General features: G+C 39.8%; 16 protein-coding genes. 2 read left to right on the top strand and 14 right to left on the bottom strand.

Annotated elements, in window-relative coordinates; all coding sequences use genetic code 11:
* Positions 1-19: 19 nt before the first annotated feature.
* From LPB89_RS06355 to LPB89_RS06340, 4 genes are all read right to left on the bottom strand, one after another.
* On the bottom strand, positions 20-1,255 hold the full coding sequence (locus LPB89_RS06355; RefSeq protein WP_230700929.1) for an FAD-binding oxidoreductase: 1,236 nt from the start codon (positions 1,253-1,255) through the stop codon (positions 20-22).
* A 70-nt stretch (positions 1,256-1,325) separates the two neighbouring features.
* On the bottom strand, positions 1,326-2,336 hold the full coding sequence (locus tag LPB89_RS06350) for a 4-hydroxyproline epimerase (RefSeq protein ID WP_230700928.1): 1,011 nt from the start codon (positions 2,334-2,336) through the stop codon (positions 1,326-1,328).
* Between the two features lies 1 nt (position 2,337).
* Positions 2,338-3,921, bottom strand: a complete 1,584-nt coding sequence (locus tag LPB89_RS06345; protein WP_230700927.1) for an aldehyde dehydrogenase (NADP(+)) — start codon at positions 3,919-3,921, stop codon at positions 2,338-2,340.
* A gap of 11 nt (positions 3,922-3,932) precedes the next feature.
* On the bottom strand, positions 3,933-4,847 hold the full coding sequence (locus LPB89_RS06340) for a dihydrodipicolinate synthase family protein (RefSeq protein WP_230700926.1): 915 nt from the start codon (positions 4,845-4,847) through the stop codon (positions 3,933-3,935).
* Between the two features lie 180 nt (positions 4,848-5,027).
* On the opposite strand from LPB89_RS06340, the gene LPB89_RS06335 reads away from it, so the two are divergent.
* Positions 5,028-5,873, top strand: coding sequence for an AraC family transcriptional regulator (locus tag LPB89_RS06335; RefSeq protein WP_230700925.1), 846 nt, complete (start codon positions 5,028-5,030; stop codon positions 5,871-5,873).
* Between the two features lie 40 nt (positions 5,874-5,913).
* Here the strand turns inward: LPB89_RS06335 and LPB89_RS06330 are convergent, their stop codons facing one another.
* From LPB89_RS06330 to LPB89_RS06320, 3 genes are all read right to left on the bottom strand, one after another.
* Positions 5,914-6,729, bottom strand: coding sequence for a polysaccharide deacetylase family protein (locus LPB89_RS06330; protein WP_230700924.1), 816 nt, complete (start codon positions 6,727-6,729; stop codon positions 5,914-5,916).
* A 113-nt stretch (positions 6,730-6,842) separates the two neighbouring features.
* Positions 6,843-7,535, bottom strand: a complete 693-nt coding sequence (locus LPB89_RS06325; protein ID WP_230700923.1) for a LytTR family DNA-binding domain-containing protein — start codon at positions 7,533-7,535, stop codon at positions 6,843-6,845.
* Positions 7,532-8,560 carry a sensor histidine kinase gene (locus LPB89_RS06320; protein WP_230700922.1) on the bottom strand — a complete coding sequence of 343 codons (1,029 nt, stop codon included), beginning with the start codon at positions 8,558-8,560 and terminating at the stop codon, positions 7,532-7,534. Before LPB89_RS06320 ends, LPB89_RS06325 begins: the two co-directional genes overlap by 4 nt.
* 145 nt (positions 8,561-8,705) lie before the next feature.
* Between LPB89_RS06320 and LPB89_RS06315 the strand changes: the two genes are divergently transcribed.
* Positions 8,706-9,611 carry a DUF6268 family outer membrane beta-barrel protein gene (locus LPB89_RS06315; RefSeq protein ID WP_230700921.1) on the top strand — a complete coding sequence of 302 codons (906 nt, stop codon included), beginning with the start codon at positions 8,706-8,708 and terminating at the stop codon, positions 9,609-9,611.
* Between the two features lie 383 nt (positions 9,612-9,994).
* Here LPB89_RS06315 and LPB89_RS06310 read toward each other — a convergent pair whose 3' ends face one another.
* The 7 genes from LPB89_RS06310 to LPB89_RS06280 form a co-directional block, all read right to left on the bottom strand.
* Positions 9,995-10,897, bottom strand: a complete 903-nt coding sequence (locus LPB89_RS06310) for an ROK family protein (protein ID WP_230700920.1) — start codon at positions 10,895-10,897, stop codon at positions 9,995-9,997.
* Between the two features lie 24 nt (positions 10,898-10,921).
* Complete coding sequence (locus LPB89_RS06305; RefSeq protein ID WP_230700919.1) at positions 10,922-12,385, bottom strand: glycoside hydrolase family 125 protein; 1,464 nt, start codon at positions 12,383-12,385, stop codon at positions 10,922-10,924.
* A gap of 6 nt (positions 12,386-12,391) precedes the next feature.
* The gene (locus tag LPB89_RS06300) at positions 12,392-14,677 is read right to left on the bottom strand and encodes a GH92 family glycosyl hydrolase (protein WP_230700918.1); all 2,286 of its coding nucleotides are present in this window, start codon (positions 14,675-14,677) and stop codon (positions 12,392-12,394) included.
* A gap of 129 nt (positions 14,678-14,806) precedes the next feature.
* A complete protein-coding gene (locus LPB89_RS06295) occupies positions 14,807-17,083 on the bottom strand; it encodes a GH92 family glycosyl hydrolase (protein ID WP_230700917.1) in 2,277 nt (758 codons plus the stop codon).
* Positions 17,084-17,234: 151 nt separating this feature from the next.
* A complete protein-coding gene (locus tag LPB89_RS06290; RefSeq protein ID WP_230700916.1) occupies positions 17,235-19,223 on the bottom strand; it encodes a glycoside hydrolase family 2 protein in 1,989 nt (662 codons plus the stop codon).
* A 452-nt stretch (positions 19,224-19,675) separates the two neighbouring features.
* On the bottom strand, positions 19,676-21,190 hold the full coding sequence (locus tag LPB89_RS06285) for a SusD/RagB family nutrient-binding outer membrane lipoprotein (RefSeq protein ID WP_230700915.1): 1,515 nt from the start codon (positions 21,188-21,190) through the stop codon (positions 19,676-19,678).
* An 11-nt stretch (positions 21,191-21,201) separates the two neighbouring features.
* Entirely contained in the window at positions 21,202-24,294 is a 3,093-nt protein-coding gene (locus LPB89_RS06280) for a SusC/RagA family TonB-linked outer membrane protein (protein WP_230700914.1), read from the bottom strand.
* Positions 24,295-24,484: the final 190 nt, after the last annotated feature.

Genomic DNA, 24,484 nt, shown 5'->3' with positions numbered 1-24,484 from the left:
AAGTGTTTTTTATTCTTAATTACAGTTGAAACATTTTGGTGTCTACAGAAGTTGTTTTTCCTGCGATAATCTCCGTTACAATTTTACCTGTTGCCGGTGCCAGACTTAGTCCCATCATCGCATGTCCTGTAGCCATTGTCAAATTTACAATTTTTTTATCTCTTGTAATAACGGGCATTCCGGATGGTGTACAAGGCCTGAATCCGAACCAGGTATCTGCTGTTTTTGGCATTTCGACCTGCATTTCGGGATAAAAATCATTGATCGTGGTTACGATTCCCTGAAGTCTGTTTGTATTTATTTTTGTATCTCCGGTATGTGTTATTTCCATCGTTCCGCCAAAACGAATATCATTATTCATCGGTGTTACCGCGACTTTTCCTTCACATAAAATCGACGGAATTGCCGGTTTTTGATCGCTGTCTTTTAATGTAAAACTGTATCCTTTTCCGGGTAAAACCGAGATCGAAATATTTAGTTTTTTGGCCAGTACAGGACTCCACGAACCTGCCGCCAATACCACTTCATCCGTAGCGAAAGTGCCTTTATCGGTGGCTATCTTAGTAATTTTATTTCCTTCAAAATGAAAATCCTTTACCGTTGTATGCCGATGAATCTCCACCTTCAAGCGAATTAATTCTTCTTTGATGAACTTCATGAATTTTTGCGGATACAGATGTGCGTCACTTTTATAATGAACGCCGCCCGTTACATTGGTTTTGGTTCCGGTTTCCAGAGCTGCAACTTCCGCTTTGGAAAGATAGTCGACTTCAAGTCCCAGGCGTTCCGCTTCTTTGCCTTCATGGTACATGTCTTCTGCAACTTTATCACTTTTATAAAGCATTAATAGTCCTTTCTCTTCGTAAAAAAAGGAATTATTTTCTCTGGCAAAATCCTGATACAACTCTTTGCTCAACATCGAAAGATGATGCAAAGCCGGCATTGCTTTTTCAACATGACTGCTGTTGGCGTGTTTGTAAAATTGCAAACCCCATTTTAATAAATCGGTATTAAAACGCGGTTTTACATAAAACGGACTCTGGCTGTCAAACATCCATCTCATGCCCTGTGCTATCATGCCGGGCTGTGCCAGGGGTATAATGTGTGAAGGGACAATCATTCCGGCATTTCCGTACGAACAGCCGTTGTCCATAGCGGACTGATCAAAAACACTGACTTCGTACCCTTCCTGGGCCAGATAATAGGCCGAACATAAACCGATAATGCCTCCTCCGACAATCCCTATTTTTTTCATAGATTTTTAATTAAAAGTTCCTTGACAAGACTTAACGTCTTTATCAATAGCTAACTATTTTTTCGTATTCTTAAATGACCTGAAATCCAAAGGCATAAGGATCGTCGCTTTCATCAATAATAATAGTATTGTATCCATATACTTTTGCCCATCCCTGAATACTGGGAACAATAGCCGGAATGTCTCCTATCGTGGTTTCTTCGACCACTTTTCCAATAAATTTGCTTCCGATATAACTTTCGTGAATAAATTCTTCTCCTGCTTTGAGCTTTCCTTTTGCGTGCAATTGCGCTATTCTTGCAGAAGTTCCTGTACCGCAAGGCGAACGGTCTATGGCTTTGTCCCCATAAAAAACAGCATTCCTGCCTGATGATTCCGTATCAATTGGCGTTCCCGTCCATAACATATGGGTCACATCCCGGATCGTATTATTTTCAGGGTGAATAAAAAAATTGGGATATTCCTCATTGATCCGATTGCGTAATTCCTGACTGTACTGAATAATTTTGCTTGCGGTAAAATTCTGCACACCCGAAAAATTGTGTTGCGGATCTACAATCGCATAATAATTTCCGCCGTAAGCCACATCAAAAACAATTTCTCCGAGCTCCGGGCAATGGATGGTCAGTCCTTCTGCTGCCAGATAGGATTTGACGTTGGTCAGCCGTACCCAATCGACCTTGGCTCCGGTCTGCTGATATTCAATTTGTACCAAACCTGCCGGAGCTTCCATTTTGATTTTACCAGGTGTTTTGGGAATAACCAGTCCTTCTTCGATGGCAATGGTGATGGTTCCGATGGTTCCGTGACCGCACATTGGCAGGCAGCCTGAGGTTTCTATGAATAAAATTCCAAAATCATTTTCCGGATCAGATGGCGGATATAAAATACTGCCGCTCATCATATCATGACCACGAGGTTCAAACATAAGCCCTTTTCTGATCCAGTCAAATTCTTTCAGGAAATGCTGGCGTTTTTCACTCATGGAGGCACCTGTCAAATTGGGTCCGCCTCCGGCCACGACTCGTACGGGATTTCCGCAGGTGTGTGCGTCTACACAAAAAAAAGTTTTCTTTAGCATTTTATATTTTGGATAGGGTTAGTTTATGGTCTGTGGTACGAACAATCTGCAGCGGATTTTCATTTTGCAATTCAGCCGGAAGCAATTCATCGGGCCAGTTCTGATAACTCAGCGGACGCACCCATCTGTAAACGGCATGTGTTCCCACCGCAGTAAACCTCGAATCCGATGATGCCGGATAGGGCCCGCCGTGTAACATGGAGGGGCATACTTCTACACCGGTTGGGACACCATTAAAAATCAAACGTCCCACCCGATTCTGTAAAGCAAAAATAAGATCCTGATGCTCTTGCAATTCATTTTCTTCACCGATAATAGTTCCGGTTAGTTGTCCGTCTAATGTATTAATTATTTGTAGTAATTCGGCTTCATCATTACATACTGCCAGAATTGAAAAGGGGCCAAAAACCTCATGGCTTAACGCTTTATTTTTGAGGAATTCTTCCCCGCTCACTTTCAGGACAGTCGGCCTGCCATGATTGGGTGGTACTTCTGCTGTAAACTGAGCTACTTTCGAAACACCTTTTTGCGCCTGCATTTTGAGAATGCCTTTTTCAAAATCAGCCTGCATAGAAGCATGCAGCATACAGCCAGGAGTTGTGTTTTCGATCGCTGTGGCCAATTGTTCGGAAAACTCGTCTAAGGCAGCTCCTTTTACGGCTAATAATAAGCCGGGATTGGTACAAAACTGGCCGGCACCTAAAGTAATCGAACCTGCATAGGCAAGAGCCCATTTTTGACTGTTTTGTTTCAAGGCCTCAGGCAGCAATACCACCGGATTCACACTTCCCATTTCAGCAAAAACAGGAATGGGTTCCGGACGCTTTGCTGCGAGATCAAATAAAGCGCGTCCTCCGCTGATACTGCCCGTGAAGCCTACTGCTTTTACCAAGGGATGTTGTACTAAACTTGCTCCCAGCGTTCTGCCTCCTCCCGTAAGGTTAGAAAAAACGCCTTCGGGCATGTTTGTTTTTTGCGCTGCTTTTATAATGGCCGAGGCTACCATTTCTCCAGTTCCTATATGCATGGAATGGCTTTTTACGATCACCGGACAACCGGCAGCCAGTGCTGAAGCCGTATCTCCTCCGGCGGTTGAAAATGCAAAAGGAAAATTACTGGAACCAAAAACGACCACCGGTCCTAACGGTACCAGCATCTTTCGCAAATCTTCTTTCGGGGCAGGCTGGCGCTCCGGAATTGCAGTATCTATTGTAGCCTGAACCCAGCTTCCCTCGATAAGCATTTCTGCAAATGAACGCAGCTGTCCTATCATCCTGCCCCGCTCCCCTTCTGCACGGCCTTTCGGAAAACCGGATTCGCTACAATATTGAACCAACAATTGATCTCCTAATGCTAAAATTTCATCTGCGATGGTGTTTAAAAATTTAGCTTTTTCTACACCGGAACATCGTTTGTAACTGCCAAATGCCTGATGGGCCAAAGCAACCGTTTCTTCTATTTCTTCGTGTGTTGCTTCTGTAAAAACCCACGGATTCTCTGTATTTAAAAGCGGATTGAACGTTTTTAAGGTGATGGTTCCGGCCGCCTTAAGCTGACTTCCTATATAATTTTTTCCTGTAATCATAGCTTTTGGAATTATAGGTTCTTGTAATCCGGCAATGTCGGTCGGTTGCGCAATCCTTCTGTTATAGTGGCCAGTACTTTTTCACGCTCACTGCCCTGAAGCGGCAGTCTTGGTGCACGAACATATTCGCTTCCGATTCCGGTTGCGACCTCTGCCAGTTTGATATTTTGTACCAGAAAAGAATTAATATCCAATTCGAGCAGCGGCAAAAACCATCTGTATATTTTTAGGGCTTCATCAATTCTTCCTGCTTTTACGAGTTTAAAAATGGCTACGGTTTCTGCCGGAAAAGCACAAACCAAACCGGAAACCCATCCGTCTGAGCCCATTAATAAACTTTCTAAAGCCAGCGTATCCACTCCTGATAATATTTTCAGGCGGTCTCCAAAACGACTGATCATTCTCGTGACATTCGAAATATCTCGTGTGGATTCTTTTACGGCCTGAATGTTATCGTACTTCAGTAATTCCTCAAACATGTCCAATGTCACTTCAATTTTGTAATCGACCGGATTGTTATAGACCATAATCGGAAGTGAAGTATTTTTGGCGACTTCACTAAAATAAACCACCGTTTCATAATCAGAAGCTTTGTAGCGCATGGGGGGCAGCATCATCAATCCTTTCGCACCGTCTTCTTCGGCTTTGTTGGCAGCTAAGATTGCTCCTCTCGTGGTTTGTTCGGCTATATTCATGATCACGGGCACTTTATTATTCGTAAGCGAAACAGTATGTTTGACCAATTCTCTTTTTTCTTCTTCCAAAAGTGTACTGGCCTCTCCTAATGTTCCTCCTAAAATAATCCCTGATACTCCGGCCTCTAATTGTGCTTTCATATTGACTTCAAACATATTGAAGTCTAATTTATCGTCTGCAGTAAATTTGGTAGTTACTGCCGGCATAACGCCGTTCCATTGAATCCCCATAGTATTGATTTTTTATTGTCAACCAAAATTATCGAGAAACCAGTCAGCTGTCTCACAGAAAATTACCTCAAAATGATACTATATTACCCTCTATAGTTTTCAAATTCAAAAAACAGATTAGGATACCATCATTTTATTACTGAAATGCAATATATTTGATAGTAACTAACCTACCCAACCATGAAAGTTTTTCCTTTTAAAATTCCAAAATCGGGAGAAGAACCGCTTATCTATCAGGAAGATATAGAAATATCGTTTTACGATAAATTGCATCAGCACGAAGAAGTTCAGATTAGTTTTATCGAAAAAGGAGAAGGTGCCGTTTTTGCCGGTGATACGATTTCGCAATACCAGGAAGGCGATATTTTAGTGATCGGAAGCAACCTGCCCCATGTTTTTAGAAGTGATGTGCGGGAAAACGAAATCTCGGTGATGCGGACCTTATTTTTTACTTTTACTTCTTTTGGAAAGGATTTTTTTGCATTGCCTACTTTCAAAAATATTCATCCGATTCTGGAAAGCAGTAAAAACGGGTTTATTATTCATAACGCTCCCAAAAAAGTAGTCAAATATTTTAAGAAACTTAAAAAAGCAGATCCGTATTCTCGTTTTATTCTTTTTCTGGATATTTTAAAATGGCTTTCAACAGCTGAAAATGAGCCTTTGTCCAATTATTTATATCACAAAAAAATAACCGATAATGAAGGGAAACGAATGCAGACTGTTTTTGAATATGTGATGACCAATTTTCATCAGAATATTACCCTTGATGAAATTGCTTCCATAGCCAATATGACCAAAAATGCGTTTTGCAGGTACTTTAAAGTACGGACGAACAAATCGTTTTTTCAGTTTCTGATTGAAGTCCGGATTGAAAGGGCGGCAAAACTGCTCTCGAGCAACGGGGAGCTTTCTGTTCTGGAAATTGCCGAATTATGCGGGTTCAATAATATTTCTAACTTCAATCGGAAATTTAAGGAACTGAAACACCTTTCTCCTTTACAATACAGGAAGATGAATAGTTAAACAGGGATAAATTTCCAACATCTGCCGTAATGGAATCCGGTTAGTTTTTTAATTTTTTCAAATCATCTACCGAATAAAACTTCAGCTTGTTTTCTGCAGCAAAGGCACAAAGCTGTTTGAGTAAACCGATTGGCGTTTCCAGTCTTTCATCTGCATTATCGACTGTTTTATGTCCGTAAAATATAACAATTTTGTTATGTTCTTTGGCATACAGCAAAAGGCTTTTGTAGTATTCGAGGTTAAACTGTTCGTAATCATCATCAATCCCTAAACCATAAATGACACGCTTGTCCTCATAATAACAATACTGGCTTTTCGGATACAGTTCTCCGTAGGTGGTGCCTCTTATAAAATCGAAATAATTCAGCAATCTTTTGTCCAGTGCACTGTTTCTGGCACCGTCGGGATACGCGAAGGACTTAATATCGAATCCGTCTTTCTGCATGGCTTCCTTAAGTGGAATGATTTCATTTTTTACATAAGCATCCAGTCCGTATTTTGCGACGTATTTCACGGCATTTTCATGATTGTAACCATGTCCGGCTATATCATGCCCCATTTTTTGAAGGTAATGCAATTTTTCTTTTTGATCTTTTGTAAAAGCACTGTACTTGCAGATGAAAAAAGTAGCTTTCCAATTGTAGGGACGCAGTTCTTTTTCGGCATTGTACCAGGTGTCTACATAATCGTCATCAAAAGTCAATACAAGACCCGGCTGATAGGGTTCCTGCTTTTTCTGCTTTTTGGGAGCAACTGGAGAAACCGGAACATCAGTACTGACATCAAAGGCTGCAAGGATAAATATAACAATAAGGCTGATAAAAGAAATCAGGTAGAGAAGCTTCTGTTTTGTCATTACTTTTTAAAATTATAGTCTCAAATATAATCATAAATCCAAAAGAATAACCTTGCTAGACGATTTATCTAAAAAAGCTTTTGAAGGAATACATCAATCCCTTTTTTATAGCCTTATAAATTGATAAACCGTTCCATGACGATATTTTTTCGATTTCTCGCAATGGGCAAAATGGTGTTTTTTAAGGACAGCCTGAAACCGTCTATATGGGTGATGTATTTTGTATTTACAATATAGGAGCGATGAATTTGTAAAAAGTTTTCTGTTGGAAGTTGGTCCGCAATACTTTTTAAGGTCTGATGAATGATACTCTTTTTACTGTTTTCAGCATAGATTTCGATATAATTCTGCATACTCCTGATGTACATGATTTGTGTGGGCTGAATTTTTACGGTTATTCCGTTTTCTTTAAAAAACAATGGTTTTGAAGTTAACTCCTGCTGATACATCAGATCATACATTTTTTTTGCTTTTAAAACAGCCGACTTAAAATCTTCAAAAAAAATCGGTTTCAATAAATAGTCGACCGCATTTACCTTATATCCCTTTAGTGCATATTCTGAATAGGCTGTTGTAAAAATAATCATCGATGGCTTATCGGTAATGAGTTTTGCAAATTCAAGTCCATTGAGCAATGGCATTTCTATGTCCAGAAAAATCAGGTCAACGGTTTCCGTTTTTAGTTTTTCAAGGGCCAGATGCGCGTTAGCAAAAACGCCGACATTGCTTAGAAAATCAAATTCACTGATAAAAGATTCCAAACCTTCCCTCGCAATCCTTTCGTCATCAATCACGATACATTTCATACGTTGGTAAGATTTAATTTTAAACGTACACTATAAGAGTCCGCTTCCGGAATCAGTTCCAGTTCGTAATTATCCTTATAGGAAAGCTCGAGTCTTTTCTTCACATATTTTAAACCAACGCCTCCTTTTTTTGGATTTGATGCCTGCTGTCCCGATGCATTTTTCAGGTGCAGGAACAATTGATTTTCATCCTTTAAAAAAATGTGCAGCTGTATATAACGCTTTTCCTCTTTAAAAGAAGAAACATGTTTGAATGCATTTTCAACAAATGTCGATAAGAGAAAAGGAATGATCAGCAATGTATTTTCCGGAATATCCCATTGGCAGGAAATTTCAAGGTCTTCCCCGGAACGGTCTTTTTCCAATTCAAAATAATGTTTGAGGAAAGCAATTTCATCGTCCAGTTTAATCCATTTATTTTGTGATTCATAGACATAATAACGCAGAATTTTGCTGTATCTGGATAACAATTCGAGCGCTTCATCCTGGTCTTTACGGATCAGAAATTGCAGATTATTAAGGATATTAAATGTAAAATGCGGGCTTAATTGCGTTCTCAAATGATCTATTTCCATTTCGAGGACACTATTTCTTAATTCCTGATGCCTTTTTTCCGAAGCTATATTTTGTTTGAACAATTCGATCGAATAACTCATTCCCGAAATCAGGATACTGACCAGCAACATACCGCAAAACATGGAAATGAGTTCATTTTCCATCAGATTGGCATCAGTTAAAAGTCCTATTGTAATAAAATAACCTGCAGCAGTTAGCAGGATGGCTGTCGCAAAACTAATCGATAAAGCCGAAATTACAAATCCGGCCGTGTCGTGTGTTTTAAGGTATTTTTTGATTAAAACATTCAGGAAATAAACGTGTACGCGCAAAATGAATACGATAGCCACAGCATGAATAAGGGCTACGCTCAGGGTAAAATTCGGACTGCTGGACAATGACAGTTGCAATAAGACAATGAGGAATAAAAAAATCCAGAAAAGAAGGTTTGCTTTTTTAATAGTGAACATAGCTGCAGATTGAGATTACAAAATTAATTTATTTTCGATCGCAGCACTGCCCGTTGGTCAACAAAATACGACCATTAGTCAAAAGCCTAAAAAAGCTTTTGATTGATAGAATAGTTTTGCCCTGTCAAACTTAAAAACATATGATATGAAAACGACATCATGGCTGGCTTTACTATTATTATTGCTGGTAGCTTCACAAACAAAAGCACAAATAACCCTTCAGGCTGAGCATTTTGGATCATCCCGTTATGGGGATGAAAATAATAATGAACTGGGAGACAGTAAAGGATCCGCAGCAGTATATCAGGCGAATATTAAAATCCCACTTTCGATGAAAGTAAATAAAGACAGTCTGGCTGTCGTTTGGGGTGTAGCGCTTTCGGGAGCCTATGCCTCTCTTACCAATAAAAATTTTACTCAGGAGATGGTGTTGTCTGATATTGTCAATGCGCAGTTTTCTTTATTCAACATGCGTCCCTTAAATAAAAATTGGAATATGTTATTATTTGCCGGTGCGGGCATTTATACCGATCAGACACAAATTTCTAAAATGGGCGCCAGAAGTGTGCTTGGAAATGCAGGTGCTGTATTCATCAGGAAAATCAATTCGAAATTAGATCTTGGCGGCGGACTGGCTTTCAACAATACGTTTGGATATCCTATGCTGTTTCCGGCCTTATACCTGAATTATAATGCTCCCGGCAGGTATGTTTTTAATGTTTCGCTTATGAGCGGTTTTCAGGCTTCTGCCGGATATGAGATTCACAAATCATTTGTTTTGAGTGTAATTGCAGACATGAACGGGCAAATGGCACTTGTGGAAAAAGGAGGTAAAGATGTCATATTTACACACCAGTATATCGTAGCCGGATTACGCCCGGAGATCAGGATTGGCAAAAAAATCACACTTCCGATTACACTTGGAATCAGCGCTGTACGTCCTGCTTATTTTACGGACCGAAACCTGAAAAGCTTTTTCAGCAATACAAACCAATATCAGTTTAAATCTTCTTTTTATGCAGCGGCGCAGATCAATTATAAGTTTTATTAGGCTTAGCATAAATCTTAAAAAATAATTCTATGACTTCTTTTATGATCACCTTACTTTGTTATTTGTTTGCCCTGATTTCTTAATTCCGAATGAAAGAAAAACAAAGAGAACAAGAAAAAAATAAGTTTTGTAACAAAATGATCTGCTAAATTTATTGTCCAATATGTAAGTTCCATACTTATAAAATTATTGATCATGATATCATTTATATTATAACAGAATTTATTTGTTATTTTATTTGGTTATATCATAATATAAAAAGACGGATTGAAACAGTTCTTTACGAAAAACAAATAGTAAAGATTTTTATAAAAAAATGCGCAATGGTGTTTACATCCCATTGCGCATTATATAAATATTTTTTTTAGATAATTCGTAAAATTCTAAGCCGTGTAAAGCATACTTGCAGCCCCTAACAAAGCAGCTGCCTCGTTATCTGTCGAAATACAGACCGTCACTTTACTACTTGCTTCTTTGATTTTTTTATTAAAAACAGGCAGAAAAAATTCACTTGCATTGGCAATTTTTCCTCCGATAATAAAACGATCTGCACCAAACTTTTCCAGCCACGGAATTACAATGGCAGCTAAATCCTCCCCCATTTCTTCAAACACTTTTACAGCAATAACATCTCCTTCAACAGCCCGATTATAAAGTTCCAGTCCGTTAGTAAGTGTTATTCCGCTCAAAGCCTGATAATGTGATAAGAGGCCTCTTACCGAAACATAATCTTCTGCAATTCCGTTTTTATAAGGAAGGTTGTAAATTTCGCCGTCTTCAGGTACGCATTCTCCCCCGGCAACAGATAGACCTTTGTCAATAAAACAGGCTCCAAGTCCGGTTCCTAAGGTAACCGCCATTACTTTTCTGGAAAGGTTCTCCTGATCCTTAAAAACTTCTCCTTTGCCAAAACAAACAGCATCATTTTCAAAAAGTACCGGAAAATCGCCAGAAAGATCAAGGTGCTCCAAAAGCAAATCCCGAATATTCAATCCGTAAAAATGTTCGTATTTGGACTGGTCTTTGATCCAGCAAATCCCTTTTTGATAATCAAACGGGCCGGGCATGCATACCGCCAAACCTGTCGCTGCTGTCACTTTAGAATTTTCTATGGCTTTGGAAATTGCTTTTTTCCAGATCTTCATCACCTGATCAACCGGTAAATTAGAATCGAAAGATTCCTTGTTCAGAGAGAAGTCCATAACTTTCATCTCTTTTATATTGATAACTGCTGCGGTAATATGTGTCCCTCCTATATCTAGCCCTACGGCGTATGGTATATTCATTTTTCCTTGTTTAACTTGCTTGTTCTAGATATTCTTATCTTTTAAAATCTGAGGATAGTTGATACTGGTGTGAACGATCATTTCGCCAAATAAGGTATTCGCCCAGGCGAACCATTTTCTCGTAAACCTGGTTACATCATCTTTATGGAAAGACTCGTGCATGAATCCCGTGTCCGCATTGGTTTTGATCAAATTACTGATGCAGGCTTTTATTTCTTTTTCATCTACACTGGTAATGGCTCTCAGTACAATACTCATTGGCCAGATGGTGTCAACTCCTGTATGCGGCCCTCCGATACCTTCGCCGGCTTTTCCTTTGTAGAAAAAAGGATTGTTTTCTGAAAGTACGACTTTACGGGTATTAAGGTATAAAGGGTCATTGGGAGCAATTGCGCCTAAATACGGCAATGACAATAAAGAAGGAACATTGGCATCATCCATCATGTGGAAACTGCCGTATCCGTTTACTTCAAAAGCAATAATTTTTCCGAATTTCGGGTGGTCTATGATTCCGTTTTCTTTTAAGCCTTTTTGTACCTGATCTCTTAATTCCGTGGCTTTTGCTACCAGATCATTGTCTTTTAAAGCCGGTAAGGAGAATATTTCAATCAGATACCCCAATACTTCGATCGCGAACATATTGCTTGGAATCAGATAGCCAAACAAGGTACTGTCATCACTTGGCCTGAACGTCGAAACAATTAGTCCGCATGGTTTTACCGGATAACCGTAACCTCCCAGAGGCACTCCGTCTGTTGCCCAGGCGGTCTGACGCTGAAACGTATAAGGCCCTCCTTTTCCGTCCAGTCTTTGCTGTTCCTTAAAAGTCTGCAAGACGAGCAGCATAGCTTTTTTCCATTGTTCGTCAAACAGACTGATATCTCCGGTTTCTTTCCAATAGCCGTGTGCCAGTCGGACCGGGTAACACAAACTGTCAATTTCCCATTTCCTTTCGTGGATTCCGGGCTGCATTTTGGTCAGGTCGTGCTTCCATTCGCTTTCTTTGGTAAAGTCTTTATAAAAAGCATTCGCATACGGGTCCAGCAATATACATTTCGCCTGACGGTTTATCACGCCTTTGACCAGTTCAGCCAGTTTGGCATCTTCTTTTACAAACGGAATATAAGGCCAGATCTGCGCTGTACTGTCACGAAGCCACATGGCATCTATATCTCCCGTAATGACGTAGGTATCGGGTTTGCCTTCGATAATTTCAAAATCGACTGTAGTATCCAGTGTATTGGGAAAACAGTTTTCAAACAACCAGGCCAGTTCCGGATTTGCAATTTGCTTTTTGATCCGCACAATGGCTGCTTCTACGGCCTGACTTGTAAATTTTCTCTCGGTCAGCGGAGGTCTTTTGCTTACAAAATCTTTTAAAGGAAACTGAAAAGCATCCGAATTAAATCCGAAAGCATTGCTTTGAATGGCCAATAGTCCTGCTGAAAAAATGCCTGTATTTTTTATAAATTTTCTACGTGATTGCATAAAAGTTTATTTTGAAGTTGAATAAGAATACGGATACGCTTCTGCTGCTGTACCTCTTTGTAAATTAGGGGAACTGGTCATATCAAAATTTAATTCGCCACCTTCTAACACATCAAAATGATTGATGTAATTTTTGTTATGTTTCGAATTATTCCATCTTAATTCATTGACATATCTATTGATTTCTGAATTATCGGGCGCATTGATGATAAGCTGTTTTCCGTTTTCCAGCTGCAGGGTTGTTTTCTTAAATAAGGGTGCCCCCAGCACATATTCATCGGTTCCGGGACAAACCGGATAGAATCCCATAGCCGAGAAAATATACCAGGCTGAAGTTTGTCCGTTGTCTTCATCACCGCAATATCCGTCCGGCGTTGGTTTGTACAGACGGTTCATCACTTCTCTTGCCCAGTATTGTGTTTTCCAGGGTTCTCCTGCGTAATTGTATAAATAAATCATATGCTGAATCGGCTGATTGCCGTGTGCATATTGTCCCATGTTCATGATTTGCATTTCGCGGATTTCGTGAATAACGGATCCATAATAACTATCATCAAAAACCGGAGGTGTGGTGAATACGGCGTCTAATTTGGCTGTAAAAGCCTTTTCGCCGCCCATCAGATCGATTAAGCCGTGAACATCGTGAAAAACACTCCAGCTGTAATGCCAGCTGTTCCCTTCCGTAAAGGCATCTCCCCATTTAAACGGATTAAAATTGGCCGGAAAACTTCCGTTTTTGTTCCTTCCGCTCATGAGTCCGATAGCCGGATTGTAAAGGTTTTTATAATTCATCATTCGTTTTTCGAACAGCCTGATTTCTTTATTCGGACGGTTTAGGGCTTTGGCCAGCTTCCAGATCGTAAAATCATCGTAAGCATATTCCAGTGTTCTCGCAGCATTTTCGTTAATACCGGCATCATAAGGAACATAACCTAATGTATTGTAGTAATTCACTCCTTTTCTGCCGACTGCGTCCATCGGTCCTTCGGTATTCGCTCCGTGCAGCAGGGCTTCGTAAAGGGTGTTGATATCATAACCTCTTAGTCCTTTCATATAGGCATCCGAAACTACGGAGGCTGAATTATTTCCTACCATGACATTTCTAAAACCGGGACTGGACCATTCCGGTAAAAAACCGCCTTCTTTATAATCATTTACCAACCCTTCCTGCATTTCTTTGTTTATAGAAGGATAGACTAAATTCAATAAAGGGTACAAAGCGCGGAAAGTATCCCAAAAACCGGTTCCTGCAAACATATAGCCCGGCAGTACTTTTCCGTTGTACGGACTGTAATGCATGATTTTTCCATCGGCATCTATTTCGTACTGCTTTTGCGGGAAACACACCGTGCGGTACAAACAGGAATAGAACGTTTTTAACTGCTCTTCGTTCGTGTCTTCAACCGTTATTTTTCCTAAAACTTTGTTCCATTCTTTTTTGGATTCTGCTACAGTCTCGTCAAAAGTAGCCGATCCTAATTCGTTCTTTAAATTTAATTCTGCCTGCGCTGTACTGATAAAAGAAGAAGCTACTTTTATGTTTACTTTTTCTCCTTTTTGCGTCTTAAAACCAATTACGGCACCTACATGAGTGCCTGTCAACTCTAATTTATCTTTTTCCAGAATTTTTTCATTCCAGGTCGAATGGGTCAAAAACGGCTTGTCGAACTGCAATACGAAATAGTTTTTGAAATTCTCCGGAACTCCTCCGCTATTGCGGGTGGTGTAACCGATAATTTTATTTTCTGACGGAATAATTTTAATGTAGGAACCTTTATTGAAAGCATCAATTACAATAGAAGATTTTTCATTATCCGGAAATGTAATCTGAAAATGTGCCGCTCTTTCTGTCGTGGTAATTTCTGTTGTGACATCATAATCCGCCAGATAGACACTGTAGTAATACGGTTTTGAAACCTCGGCCTTATGACTGAACCAGCTGGCACGTTCGTCTTCTGTAAAAGCCAGTTTACCTGTAACAGGCATAATCGAAAACTGTCCGTAATCATTCATCCACGGTGATGGCTGGTGGGTTTGCTTGAATCCCCTTATTTTTTCTGCGGTATAGGTATACGCCCATCCGTCGCCCATTTTTCCGGTTTGCGGTGTCCAGAAATTCATTCCCCAGGGCCTGCAAATCGCCGGATAGGTGTTTCCATTCGAAAGATTGGGAAGCGACTGTGTTCCCATCAGCGGATTTACATATTCTACCGGATCTAAAGTTTTAACCTGCGCGTTTAGAAAAACACAATATTGTAATAATCCTAAAAAAATTAAACTCCTTATTTTCATGTTTTAATTGATTATGAGTTGTGAGTTATCTGTTATGAGTTATGAGTTGTGTGTTTTGAGTTATGAGTTGTGAGTTGTGACTGAAAACTGAGACTGAAAACTGTGACCGAGACCGAGACTGAAAACTCCCTAAATCGGCCTGTCCTCTTTCTTAACTCCAAAAGTCAAAGAAGGTTTGCTGCCCATATACAATTTTAATTCTCCTCCTTTTACGATCATATCGTGTGTGATATAGGATTTTGTATACGGTTTGCCGTTGTACTCTGCTTTTTGAATATACAGGTTCGTTTTGCTGTTATCGATTGCTTTCAATGTAAAGGAAATCCCTTCTTTATGATGGATTGTAGCCGTATTGACCAACGGACTTCCCAAAACATAAATTCCATTGGCGGGATTAACGGAATAGAATCCCATAGATGAGAGCACATACCAGGCAGACATTTGTCCTAAGTCTTCATTGCCGCACAAGCCGTCGGGTTTTGTGGTGTAAAATTTATCGTCAATTTCACGAATTAGTTTTGCTGTTTTCCAGGGCTGTCCGGCGTACGCATATAGATATGGAATATGGTGATTGGGCTCATTTCCCTGTGCGTATTGTCCGATCAGTCCACTGATATCGGGAGAAACTTCTTCTCCTTCCACTTTATCAGTCAGTACGAATAAGGCGTCTAATTTAGCTACGAACTTATCCTCACTTCCAAATAAATCAATCAAACCATATGGATCCTGAGGCACCAGCCAGGTGTACTGCCAGGCATTTCCTTCTACATAATCGTCTTTGCGGTGCACTGAAGAAAGCGGATTGAAAGGCGTTCTCCATTTTCCATCGGTTAACTTACCACGCATGAAAGTGGTTTCTTTATCGAAATAGAACTTATACAAATTGGCTCTTTTGGTAAAATAAGCATAATCTTCGGTCTTGTTTAAGGCTTTTGCCATTTGGGCCACACAATAATCATCAATGGCATATTCCAAAGCATTTCCAACGGATTCGAGCATTTTATCAGCAGGAATGTAGGCCAATTGCTGAACATAATCCATTCCGTCGCGGGTTTGCATGGCGGTTTTTTTGATGGCTTCGTAGGCAAGTGCCGTATCGTAATTTCTGTATCCTTTCAGGTAGGCATCTGCGATAACCGCAATGGAGTGATTTCCATTCATCGTATTGGTTTCATTCCCCATCAAATGCCAGACCGGTAATCTGCCCTGCTGCTGATAAATCGCCAAAAAAGATTTGACGATATCGTTAATCTTATCAGGCTGTGTAATAGTGTACAACGGATGTAAACCTCTGTAGGTATCCCAAAGTGAAAAAGTGGTGTAATTGGTAAAGTCAGCTTTCTCATAGACCTTTTTATCGGTTCCTCTGTAATCTCCGTTAGCATCGTTAAAAATAGAAGGCGCAAACATCGTATGATACAGGGAAGTATAAAAAACTTTCATTGTTTTGTCGTCTGCCTGGATCTGAATTTTGTTGAGTTCTTTATTCCATTTTGAGCTGGCAGCTTTTACGGTTTGGTCAAAATCCCAAGCAGGAATTTCTGCTTTTATATTGGCAGCGGCATTTTCGGAACTTACAGGAGAGATTCCGACTTTTACCAGAACCTGTTTGTTTTTTAAAGCTTTAAAATCTAAAACGACTTTCATTCGCACACCTTCTCCTTCACTGCCTTTTACCGGAGCAATACTGTCATATAAGGCAATAGCGGCAATCGGTTCTGAGAATTCCATCGTAAAATAAATACGCTGATCAGTGGCCCAGCCTGCCGAATATCGATAGCCGGCAAGAGTCGTTTCGTTTATTTTTTTTATAAACGTTTTTACGGGTTTGTCCCATCCTATTCCATCAGCAAGGTCCAGTAAAACATGAGCATCATTCGCAGAATCGAAAGTGTATTTATGGAAACCGACTCTTTCACTTGCTGTTAATTCGGCTTTGATTTTATATTTATCTAACACAACGCTGTAATAACCCGGTTGGCTTACTTCGTTTTGATGTGAAAAGTAAGAACCGTAACCTTTTGCCATATCTTCTTTGGTTCCTTTGGTAAGGGCCACTTTTCCGGATACAGGCAATAAAAGAATATCGTTTAAATCCCCGATTCCCGTGCCGCTCAAATGGGTATGCGTAAAACCTAAGATGGTGTTGCTGGCGTAATTATACCCGCTGCACCAGTCCCAGCCTTCAAAAACATTTACCGGCCCCAGCTGAACGGCTCCAAAAGGAACATTAGCCCCCACAAATACGTGACCATGACCCGCAGAGCCAATGAATGGATTTACATATTGGGTGTAATCAACACTTTTCTGTTTTGCTTTCTTTTCCTGTGAAAGTACCGGACTGGCCAAAAACAGGTTTAAAGCTAAAATTCCGCTAAAGGCTATTTTGTTATATTTTGTAAACATTTGTTTTGTTTTAATATTTGACTTTTTTGATGGGTCACGGATGACGAGCGTTGAACGGGTTTTACACGGATTATTTTTCTTTGAACCTCTGTCCCTTTGAACCTTTGTTCCTCTGAACCTTAGTACCTTAGTACCTCAGCAACTTAGAACCTCAGTACCTTTTAAGAACCTCATATAAAGAATAAACTCTAACCTCCGGCTTTGTTAATTTTCCTTCAAAAGAAACTATTTTTTCTTCCCCGGCTTTTAAATCGATATAATTATCGCTCCATTTTCCGGTATATCCTCTGATTGAAATATAAACATATTTTGCAGGTTTTAAGGCCTTTAAAATTACTTTATTTCCTTTTAACTTCCAGCTTATTTCCGGATCTTCCAATTGTAAATCTTTTGGACGGATCAGGTCAATTTCAGGTGTTACATCATCTCTGTAAGCTTCCCGCATGGCATACCACGCCGCTTTCGGCTGCCGGTTGTCGTAATCGGTGACACTCCAGCTTGCTACGGGCCAGCAGTCGTTAAGCTGCCAGACCAGGGTTCCCATATTATAGGGTGCTTTGGAGCGATGAATACCTATTATGTTTTTAAGGGCGTAATATTGCAAACACTGTGTCAGGTACGTATAATCCTCCAGATTCATCTTTTTGATTTTTACGGAGTCTATAAAATACCGGTTTAGATACGAATCTAATTTCAAAAAACCTTTGCCTGCTTTTTGATGGGCCTGCAACACATCGGAATATAAATAGCGGTCTTCCGGCAAGGTAAATTTTTCGACAGACGAATAACTGGGCAGGGACTGCATTCCGTATTCGCTCACGAAACGTCCGGTTTTTTCCTTCGTCACTTCTATGTCTTCCAATCCCCACCAGGTTCCCCAGTAATGACTGTCTCCCTGTTTTATACTTTCTTTCCTGGACCAGTGAAACAAAGGTGAAGAACTAATATACGGACGCTTCCCATCGACTTCACTGACCCATTTTGGAATACTGTCCTGAAATAAACGCACATAATCCTTCCACAATCGGGTTGAATCCTGTTTTGACATTTTCATGCTTTTTTGCCAGCCCCAGTTTTTAAAGGCTTCGTCGGCTTCGTTATTGCCACACCACAAAACAATACTTTTATGGTGACGCAGTCGTTTCACCTGATATTTGACTTCTTCCCTAACGTTGTCAAAAAAAGCTTTGTCTCCGGGAACCATGGTGCCGGCAAACATAAAGTCCTGCCAGACATTGATTCCGTATTTATCGCATAAATCATAAAAATAGTCATCTTCATAAACACCACCGCCCCAGACGCGAAGCATATTCATATTAGCGTCTTTTGCCAGGGCAATTACCTTTTCGTATTCTTTTTTGGTCACTCTGGACAGAAAAGCGTCGGAAGGAATATAGTTCGCTCCTTTCATGTATACAGGTTTGCCGTCAATTTTAAAGTAAAAGGATTTTCCAAGGCTGTCGGGTTGCTGCACCAGTTCTATTTTTCGATTCAAAACATAGGGCTGCTCTGCCTCTTTTGTATCGTAGGCCTCTAATCTGGGTGTTTTCCAAATTCCGCAGGTGGTAAATTTTGGTCCCCAGTCCCATCCGAAATGATATTGTGCTTTGCGGACATAAGCGCGTGGGTTATCCGGAATGACAAAAGGCAGGTCTTTTTTAGCCAGTGAATCGACCACATTCTGAGCGGACTGAAATATGATAACCAAATCATTGTTGCCTGATTTTAGTATTTTTTTTACATCTGCACGCCATTGACGGAACATATTATCTGCTTTTAAAACGAGCTGATTATTGAGGTACACGGTGGCGTAAGTATCCAGTCCGTCAAAAACCAATTCCGTGTTTTTCTTTTTTAGCGTTGCCGCGGATACCTGAAATGTAGTTTTATATTCCCAGTTTTTACGTTCGATCCATGCTAATTTCTTTTCATTGTCTCTGTAAAAGGGATCCGGGATTGCTTTGTTGCGTACTAAATCGGTATGTATTTCTCCGGGAACTGTGGCCGGATACCATTTTTGTGTTTTCTCTTCACGGTAGTTCCAGCCTTTCTTCAAATCAATATGCTGTGCAATCGCTACAGATGAAAGATGGAAGAGACCAATGCAGATTATCGTAAAAAAGTTTTTTTTATAATTCATTTTACTTAGTATAAAATAGGAGTGCCTAAGTTTTAATTTTTAAAAAAGCCAAAGTGCTAATTAGAAACAGTAGAAGTAGTAATGAAGCGCCAGACCATTATTCTCTCTTCAAATTGCGTGTTTACGAATCGCTAACAAAATATCCGGCAATTAATTTTACGTCGCATAATTCTCCCGGAATGGTGGTATAATTTCTTCTATTTCAGTTTTTATCCCTTTTAATACATTTAAAAAAAAGCAATTCTCTATTGTTTTGATTTCTATGAAAAAAAATCTCCTCTTTTTCAGCAAAAGCACTTCTGGCTGTTGCGAAAAAAAAGACATTATTGCCTTAAAGTAAACGTTAACAATAGGAACTCTTTTGAACCGGTATCAGCAGAATGATTAAAAAATAAGCCGGATAACAGGATAGTACCCGACTTATTTTAACTAACCAACCAAAATTAATTATTTTACACTTTGTCCCACCAGATTCTGGTTGTCATCAAATCCAGTCCCTGACGCTGTATGGCCGCTTTGTAATTGGCTTCATTGGTAATAAGTTCCGACTGATCGTAAATCAGTCTTCTCGGAATAGTTCCTTTGGTCTCGCCCGTAGGATCATTCACCGGAACCAATACCGGATAACCTGTTCTTCTGTACTCCGAAAAAGCTTCAAAACCATTGAACAACAATACAATCCATTTCTGAGTTATAATTTGTTCTATTTTCTGAGCCTCTGTTCCGGCCGATTTAAACGGATAAGTAGTAATATATGTATTGTATTCCGCTGTAGTCACCGCAGGTACTTTATCTCCGAAAATAGTCAGCACTTCCATAGCTGCTTTTACACCGTCTTCATAATGTTGCTGTGCTGTTCCTCCCACATTCCATCCTCGTACGGCTGCTTCCGCCAGTATAAACTTTATTTCAGCGTAAGACATGATTAAAGTTGGGGCATCTAAACGCAAGACTGTAGAAGTATTCGGGTCTGAGAAAAGCTTTTTGTCTCCTCCCGGAAATTCTTTGGCATCATTTGGCAAACCTTGCTGGCTTGCCGGATTGTTGTTTCCTGTTGCTTCCAGTTTAGCGTAAATTCTTAAACGCGGATCGTTGGTATTCTTCAATAAATCGATAAAAGTTTTACTGAATTTGATATTCGATTCCCCGCCGTTCAGGTCATTTCTAACCCATGAAGAGGTGATCGGATTTGTTTTCACTCCTGCAGGACCTGCATCATGTTTTAGTACAAGACTGTCATCATTAGAGGTAAAAACTCCTTTTGCAACTGCTTTTTCCACATACTCTTTTGCTTTGGCAGGATTTACTTTAGACAAACGCATTGCTACTCTCAACATTAGGGAGTTGGCCAGTTTTTTCCATCTTGTAACATCACTCTGATAATACAAATCGGCATTTCCGACAAAAGCTTTATTGGCATCTAATGCTGTTCCGGCTTCATCCAGTTCTTTTAAAAGGTCATTGTAAATCGCTTCCTGCGTATCATATTTTGGGGCAAAAATATTTCCGTTATATCCTTTTCCGGCTTCGAAATAAGGAACTTCACCGTAGGTATCTGTCAGTTTTTGAAACAGGAATACTTTCATAATCCTAAGGGCCTGAACCATGTTCGAATTTTCCGGTGCATCGGGTGTTACCGATAATAGCTGAAAAATCTGATTCAGTCCTTTCCCGTATGTTTCTCCAAATAAAGCACCTGAATACTCCGAAGAATACGTGTATTTTGATCCGCCGCCCAAGGAAGCGAAATGCTGCACATATTGCGCGGCATAGATATTATTTCCTCTTGTATTCGAAAAATCCTGTCCGTCCACATAGATTTCCGCAAGCGTAAACATTGATTTTAAAGCCGGATCTGTCAGGGCATTTGGATTTGTATTCAGTTCCTCGAATCCTTTATCACAGGAAGACAGTGTCAGGGCACTGATAATTGCGATACAAAATGTTTTTATATATTTATTTTTCATCTTATTTACTATTAGAATTTAACATTAAGCGTTACACCGTAGTTTCTGGTCAATGGCATAGAGGCTCTTTCCATACCCTGAGCGTTACTATTAGAATAGTTAGACTCCGGATCAATGTTTGGAACTTTATCATAAATCGTCCATAAATTATGGGCAGAAAAAGCTAAACTAATGGATTGAAATGGTGTTTTCTCGATATAAGCTTTTGGGAAATTGTAGCTAAAGGAAATTGCTCTTAGTTTAACAAAATCGGCATCGTATACAAAGTTGGAGGTTACGTCACTGTAACTTCTCCAGTAATCATAGGCTGATACGGTTTGGTTTACAGCATTACCATTCACATCCGTACCTGTTACTGCTACTCCGCCTTCACGACCCGGAAGTGTAATTTCAGACAATCCGTAACGGGTTCCTAACTGGTTGGTAGCCGAATAGATTTCGCCTCCGAATTTAGCATCTACAAAAACGGAAAGTGTGAAATTTTTATACGTGAAATCATTTGAAAGCCCCATTGAAGTTGGTGCTACACCTTGTCCTGCAATGATTAAGTTTCCTCTAAGGAATTTCCCGTTGGTATCTAATACGATATTTCCGTTTGCATCTCTTAAATAATCGTAGGCTTTAATTACGCCGAAAGGCTGTCCTTTTTCTAAGACTACAGAAGCTCTTGCGTCTCTGTTTCCTTCTAATGATTTGGTATTGATTTTATCAGAAAGGCTTAGTACTTCACTTTGATTGTAAGCAAAATTATAGCCTACACTCCAGGAAAAACTTGGTGTTTTTACTGCTTTTACATTTACTGCAAATTCAACCCCTTTGTTCAGGATTTCCCCTACATTGATTTTAGTGGTTCTGTAACCGGAAGCCTGAGAGATATCAGCATCTGCAATATCCTTTGTTGTTTTTTTGCTGTAGAAAGTCAAATCGGTACTTAATCGGTTGTTGAAAAATGTATTTTCAAAACCAAACTCTATGGTACTTACATTATAAGGTCTTAAATTTCTATTGTTAACGGTATCCCCATTTACACCCAAAATTGGCTGTCCTTGTGAATCTGTCTGCCCGTCCGGAGTGGTATAAGTCAGCATTAAAGCATACGCTTCCTGCAATCCGCCTCCTACGTTACCCCATCCTGCCCTAATCTTACCATAAGACATCCATTCCGGTAATTTGATCACTTCAGAATAAATAAAACTGCTACTTACCGATGGATAAAAAATGCTGTTATCTTTAGGATCTAAAGTAGAAAACCAGTCTTCACGGCCTGTTAAACTTAAAAATAAGAAATCTTTATAGGCTAAATCAGCAGAATAAAAAAGGGAATTCACTTCGCGTTCCGAAAACAATTTCTCTGTTTTGTCCGGTTGCGTATTTCCATAGAAATATTTGAACGGCACAATAAAATTATTTCCTTTCATTTTAATACCATTGTATCGGTTATCCTGACGGTTTGCTCCAATAAAAGCATCCAGTGAAAGGTTTTTGGCGATGTCACTTTTGTATCCTAAGTAACCCGAGGCATTAAATTCAGAGCGGTTCTCAATTCTGTCTTCAATAGATCCGCCAATATTGTAATTGATTCCGGTTGGTTCAATCTCTGTATATTCATAGTTGATATCATCTATACCCACCACTGCTTTTGCATAGATCTTATCTGTAATGTTATAGGTAACTTTTGCAGAACCTATAAAACGTTTTCTAAGATCCGTGTTTAAAGTCTGATCTGTTGCAAAGTACGGATTCGTATGATAGACGTTTGCTCCCAGGTAATCTTCTTCTCCTCCATTGGCATCGTACGGATTGCGCAACCATCTGATGTCGGTACCCGGCGTCATAAAAGTAGTCGGGAAAGAAGGGTTTCTCGGAGAGTCATTCAGGTAAGGCCTGTTTTTACTTTTCTCCGAAATATATTGTGCATTGCTCTCAATGCTTATTTTTTTGTTTGGCGCAGCGTTTAAACTCAGCGTTATGTTATTTCTTCCGAAATTCGTTCCCGGTAAAATAGACTCATCTTTTGTATTTCCGAAAGACAATCTGAAATTTGTCGTTTCGTTTCCGCCTGAAATAGCCAGAGTATTACTGAAAGAATGACCTGTTCTGTAGAAATTTTCAACGTTGTCTTTTCCGTATGCCTGATAAGGTCTGGTTGTTCCGTCGAGAGCAAGCGAGTTTGTTCCGTCGTACTTATCTCCCCAGGCGAAATAGTAAGAATCCCTAAGTTCCTGTAAATTGGTAAATCGGGTTGGAACTCCGTTAGCATCGGGTGCTCCTGCACCATATTGGTCCTGCCAGTGCAAAAGACTTGCCGGTGTATTGAAAGTAGAATTTGTACTGAAATCTACGCCAATTCCGGTTCCGTTTTTCCCTTTTTTAGTGGTAATTAAGATAACGCCGTTTGATCCCCGATACCCGTAAAGAGCTGAGGCGGCACTACCTTTTAATACTGACATCGAAGCAATATCATCCGGATTGAAGGAAGACATACCGTCACCCTTGTCGGCTCCTCCGTACATTCCTGCATTTCCCTGTTGGGTGTTATCGATCGGAATACCGTCTACCACATACAAAGGCTGGTTTAGTCCGGAAGCCGAAGTAGCTCCGCGAATTACCACACGGCTGGAACCGGAAGGTCCTGTAACCGGTGCGGAAACGTTAACCCCGGCTATTCTCCCCTGAAGGGCATTTCCTAAGTTAATTTCTTTATTTTTGGTAAGGTCATCTCCTTTCAGTTCTCCAACTGCGTAACCTAAACTTTTTCTTTGTTTCTTAACTCCAAATGAAGTTACGACCACATCTTTTAATTCCTGTGCATTTTCTGTTAATACCACTGAAACCCTGCTTTCAGTTGCCTGAAGCACCACTGATTTTGATACAAAACCTATAGAAGTTACATTTAAAGTAACCTTTCCTTCCGGAACATTCATCTTAAATCGACCTTCGGCGTCTGTAATTGCGCTAAATGGTTTTCCCTGAACCTCGATTGATGCAGCAACAATTCCCTTGTTCTCTGCATCTGCCACTATGCCTGTTATTAATCGGTTTTGTGCAACAGCTCCTAAGCTGCTGAACAATACCATTCCTAACACTGCTAAAATTCGTTTCATAAGCAATTTTTTTTTGGTTTATTTGTTTTGATTTGTGTTTGTTTTAATCTGTTTGTTTTAAATATTAATAAAAATTCGAACTCAGTTCCAATAAAAAAAAGTAGTTATATAGTTATAAAAAAATACCCTTTTGTGGGTTTTTACTACTTAAAAAAACATTTGTAAAATCAGTGGCAGAGCAGCTTAAGCT

The organism is Flavobacterium sp. ENC, from assembly GCF_020991415.1.
In the GTDB taxonomy this organism is placed as follows: Bacteria; Bacteroidota; Bacteroidia; order Flavobacteriales; family Flavobacteriaceae; genus Flavobacterium.
The sequence above is the reverse complement of the archived record's forward strand: the minus strand, read 5'-3'. Positions and strand labels throughout refer to the sequence as shown.

Coding starts and splice junctions, on each gene's coding strand:
- LPB89_RS06355 (WP_230700929.1), bottom strand. CDS start 1,255: ATGAAAAAAATAGGGATTGTCGGAGGAGGCATTATCGGTTTATGTTCG.
- LPB89_RS06350 (WP_230700928.1), bottom strand. CDS start 2,336: ATGCTAAAGAAAACTTTTTTTTGTGTAGACGCACACACCTGCGGAAAT.
- LPB89_RS06345 (WP_230700927.1), bottom strand. CDS start 3,921: ATGATTACAGGAAAAAATTATATAGGAAGTCAGCTTAAGGCGGCCGGA.
- LPB89_RS06340 (WP_230700926.1), bottom strand. CDS start 4,847: ATGGGGATTCAATGGAACGGCGTTATGCCGGCAGTAACTACCAAATTT.
- LPB89_RS06335 (WP_230700925.1), top strand. CDS start 5,028: ATGAAAGTTTTTCCTTTTAAAATTCCAAAATCGGGAGAAGAACCGCTT.
- LPB89_RS06330 (WP_230700924.1), bottom strand. CDS start 6,729: ATGACAAAACAGAAGCTTCTCTACCTGATTTCTTTTATCAGCCTTATT.
- LPB89_RS06325 (WP_230700923.1), bottom strand. CDS start 7,535: ATGAAATGTATCGTGATTGATGACGAAAGGATTGCGAGGGAAGGTTTG.
- LPB89_RS06320 (WP_230700922.1), bottom strand. CDS start 8,560: ATGTTCACTATTAAAAAAGCAAACCTTCTTTTCTGGATTTTTTTATTC.
- LPB89_RS06315 (WP_230700921.1), top strand. CDS start 8,706: ATGAAAACGACATCATGGCTGGCTTTACTATTATTATTGCTGGTAGCT.
- LPB89_RS06310 (WP_230700920.1), bottom strand. CDS start 10,897: ATGAATATACCATACGCCGTAGGGCTAGATATAGGAGGGACACATATT.
- LPB89_RS06305 (WP_230700919.1), bottom strand. CDS start 12,385: ATGCAATCACGTAGAAAATTTATAAAAAATACAGGCATTTTTTCAGCA.
- LPB89_RS06300 (WP_230700918.1), bottom strand. CDS start 14,677: ATGAAAATAAGGAGTTTAATTTTTTTAGGATTATTACAATATTGTGTT.
- LPB89_RS06295 (WP_230700917.1), bottom strand. CDS start 17,083: ATGTTTACAAAATATAACAAAATAGCCTTTAGCGGAATTTTAGCTTTA.
- LPB89_RS06290 (WP_230700916.1), bottom strand. CDS start 19,223: ATGAATTATAAAAAAAACTTTTTTACGATAATCTGCATTGGTCTCTTC.
- LPB89_RS06285 (WP_230700915.1), bottom strand. CDS start 21,190: ATGAAAAATAAATATATAAAAACATTTTGTATCGCAATTATCAGTGCC.
- LPB89_RS06280 (WP_230700914.1), bottom strand. CDS start 24,294: ATGAAACGAATTTTAGCAGTGTTAGGAATGGTATTGTTCAGCAGCTTA.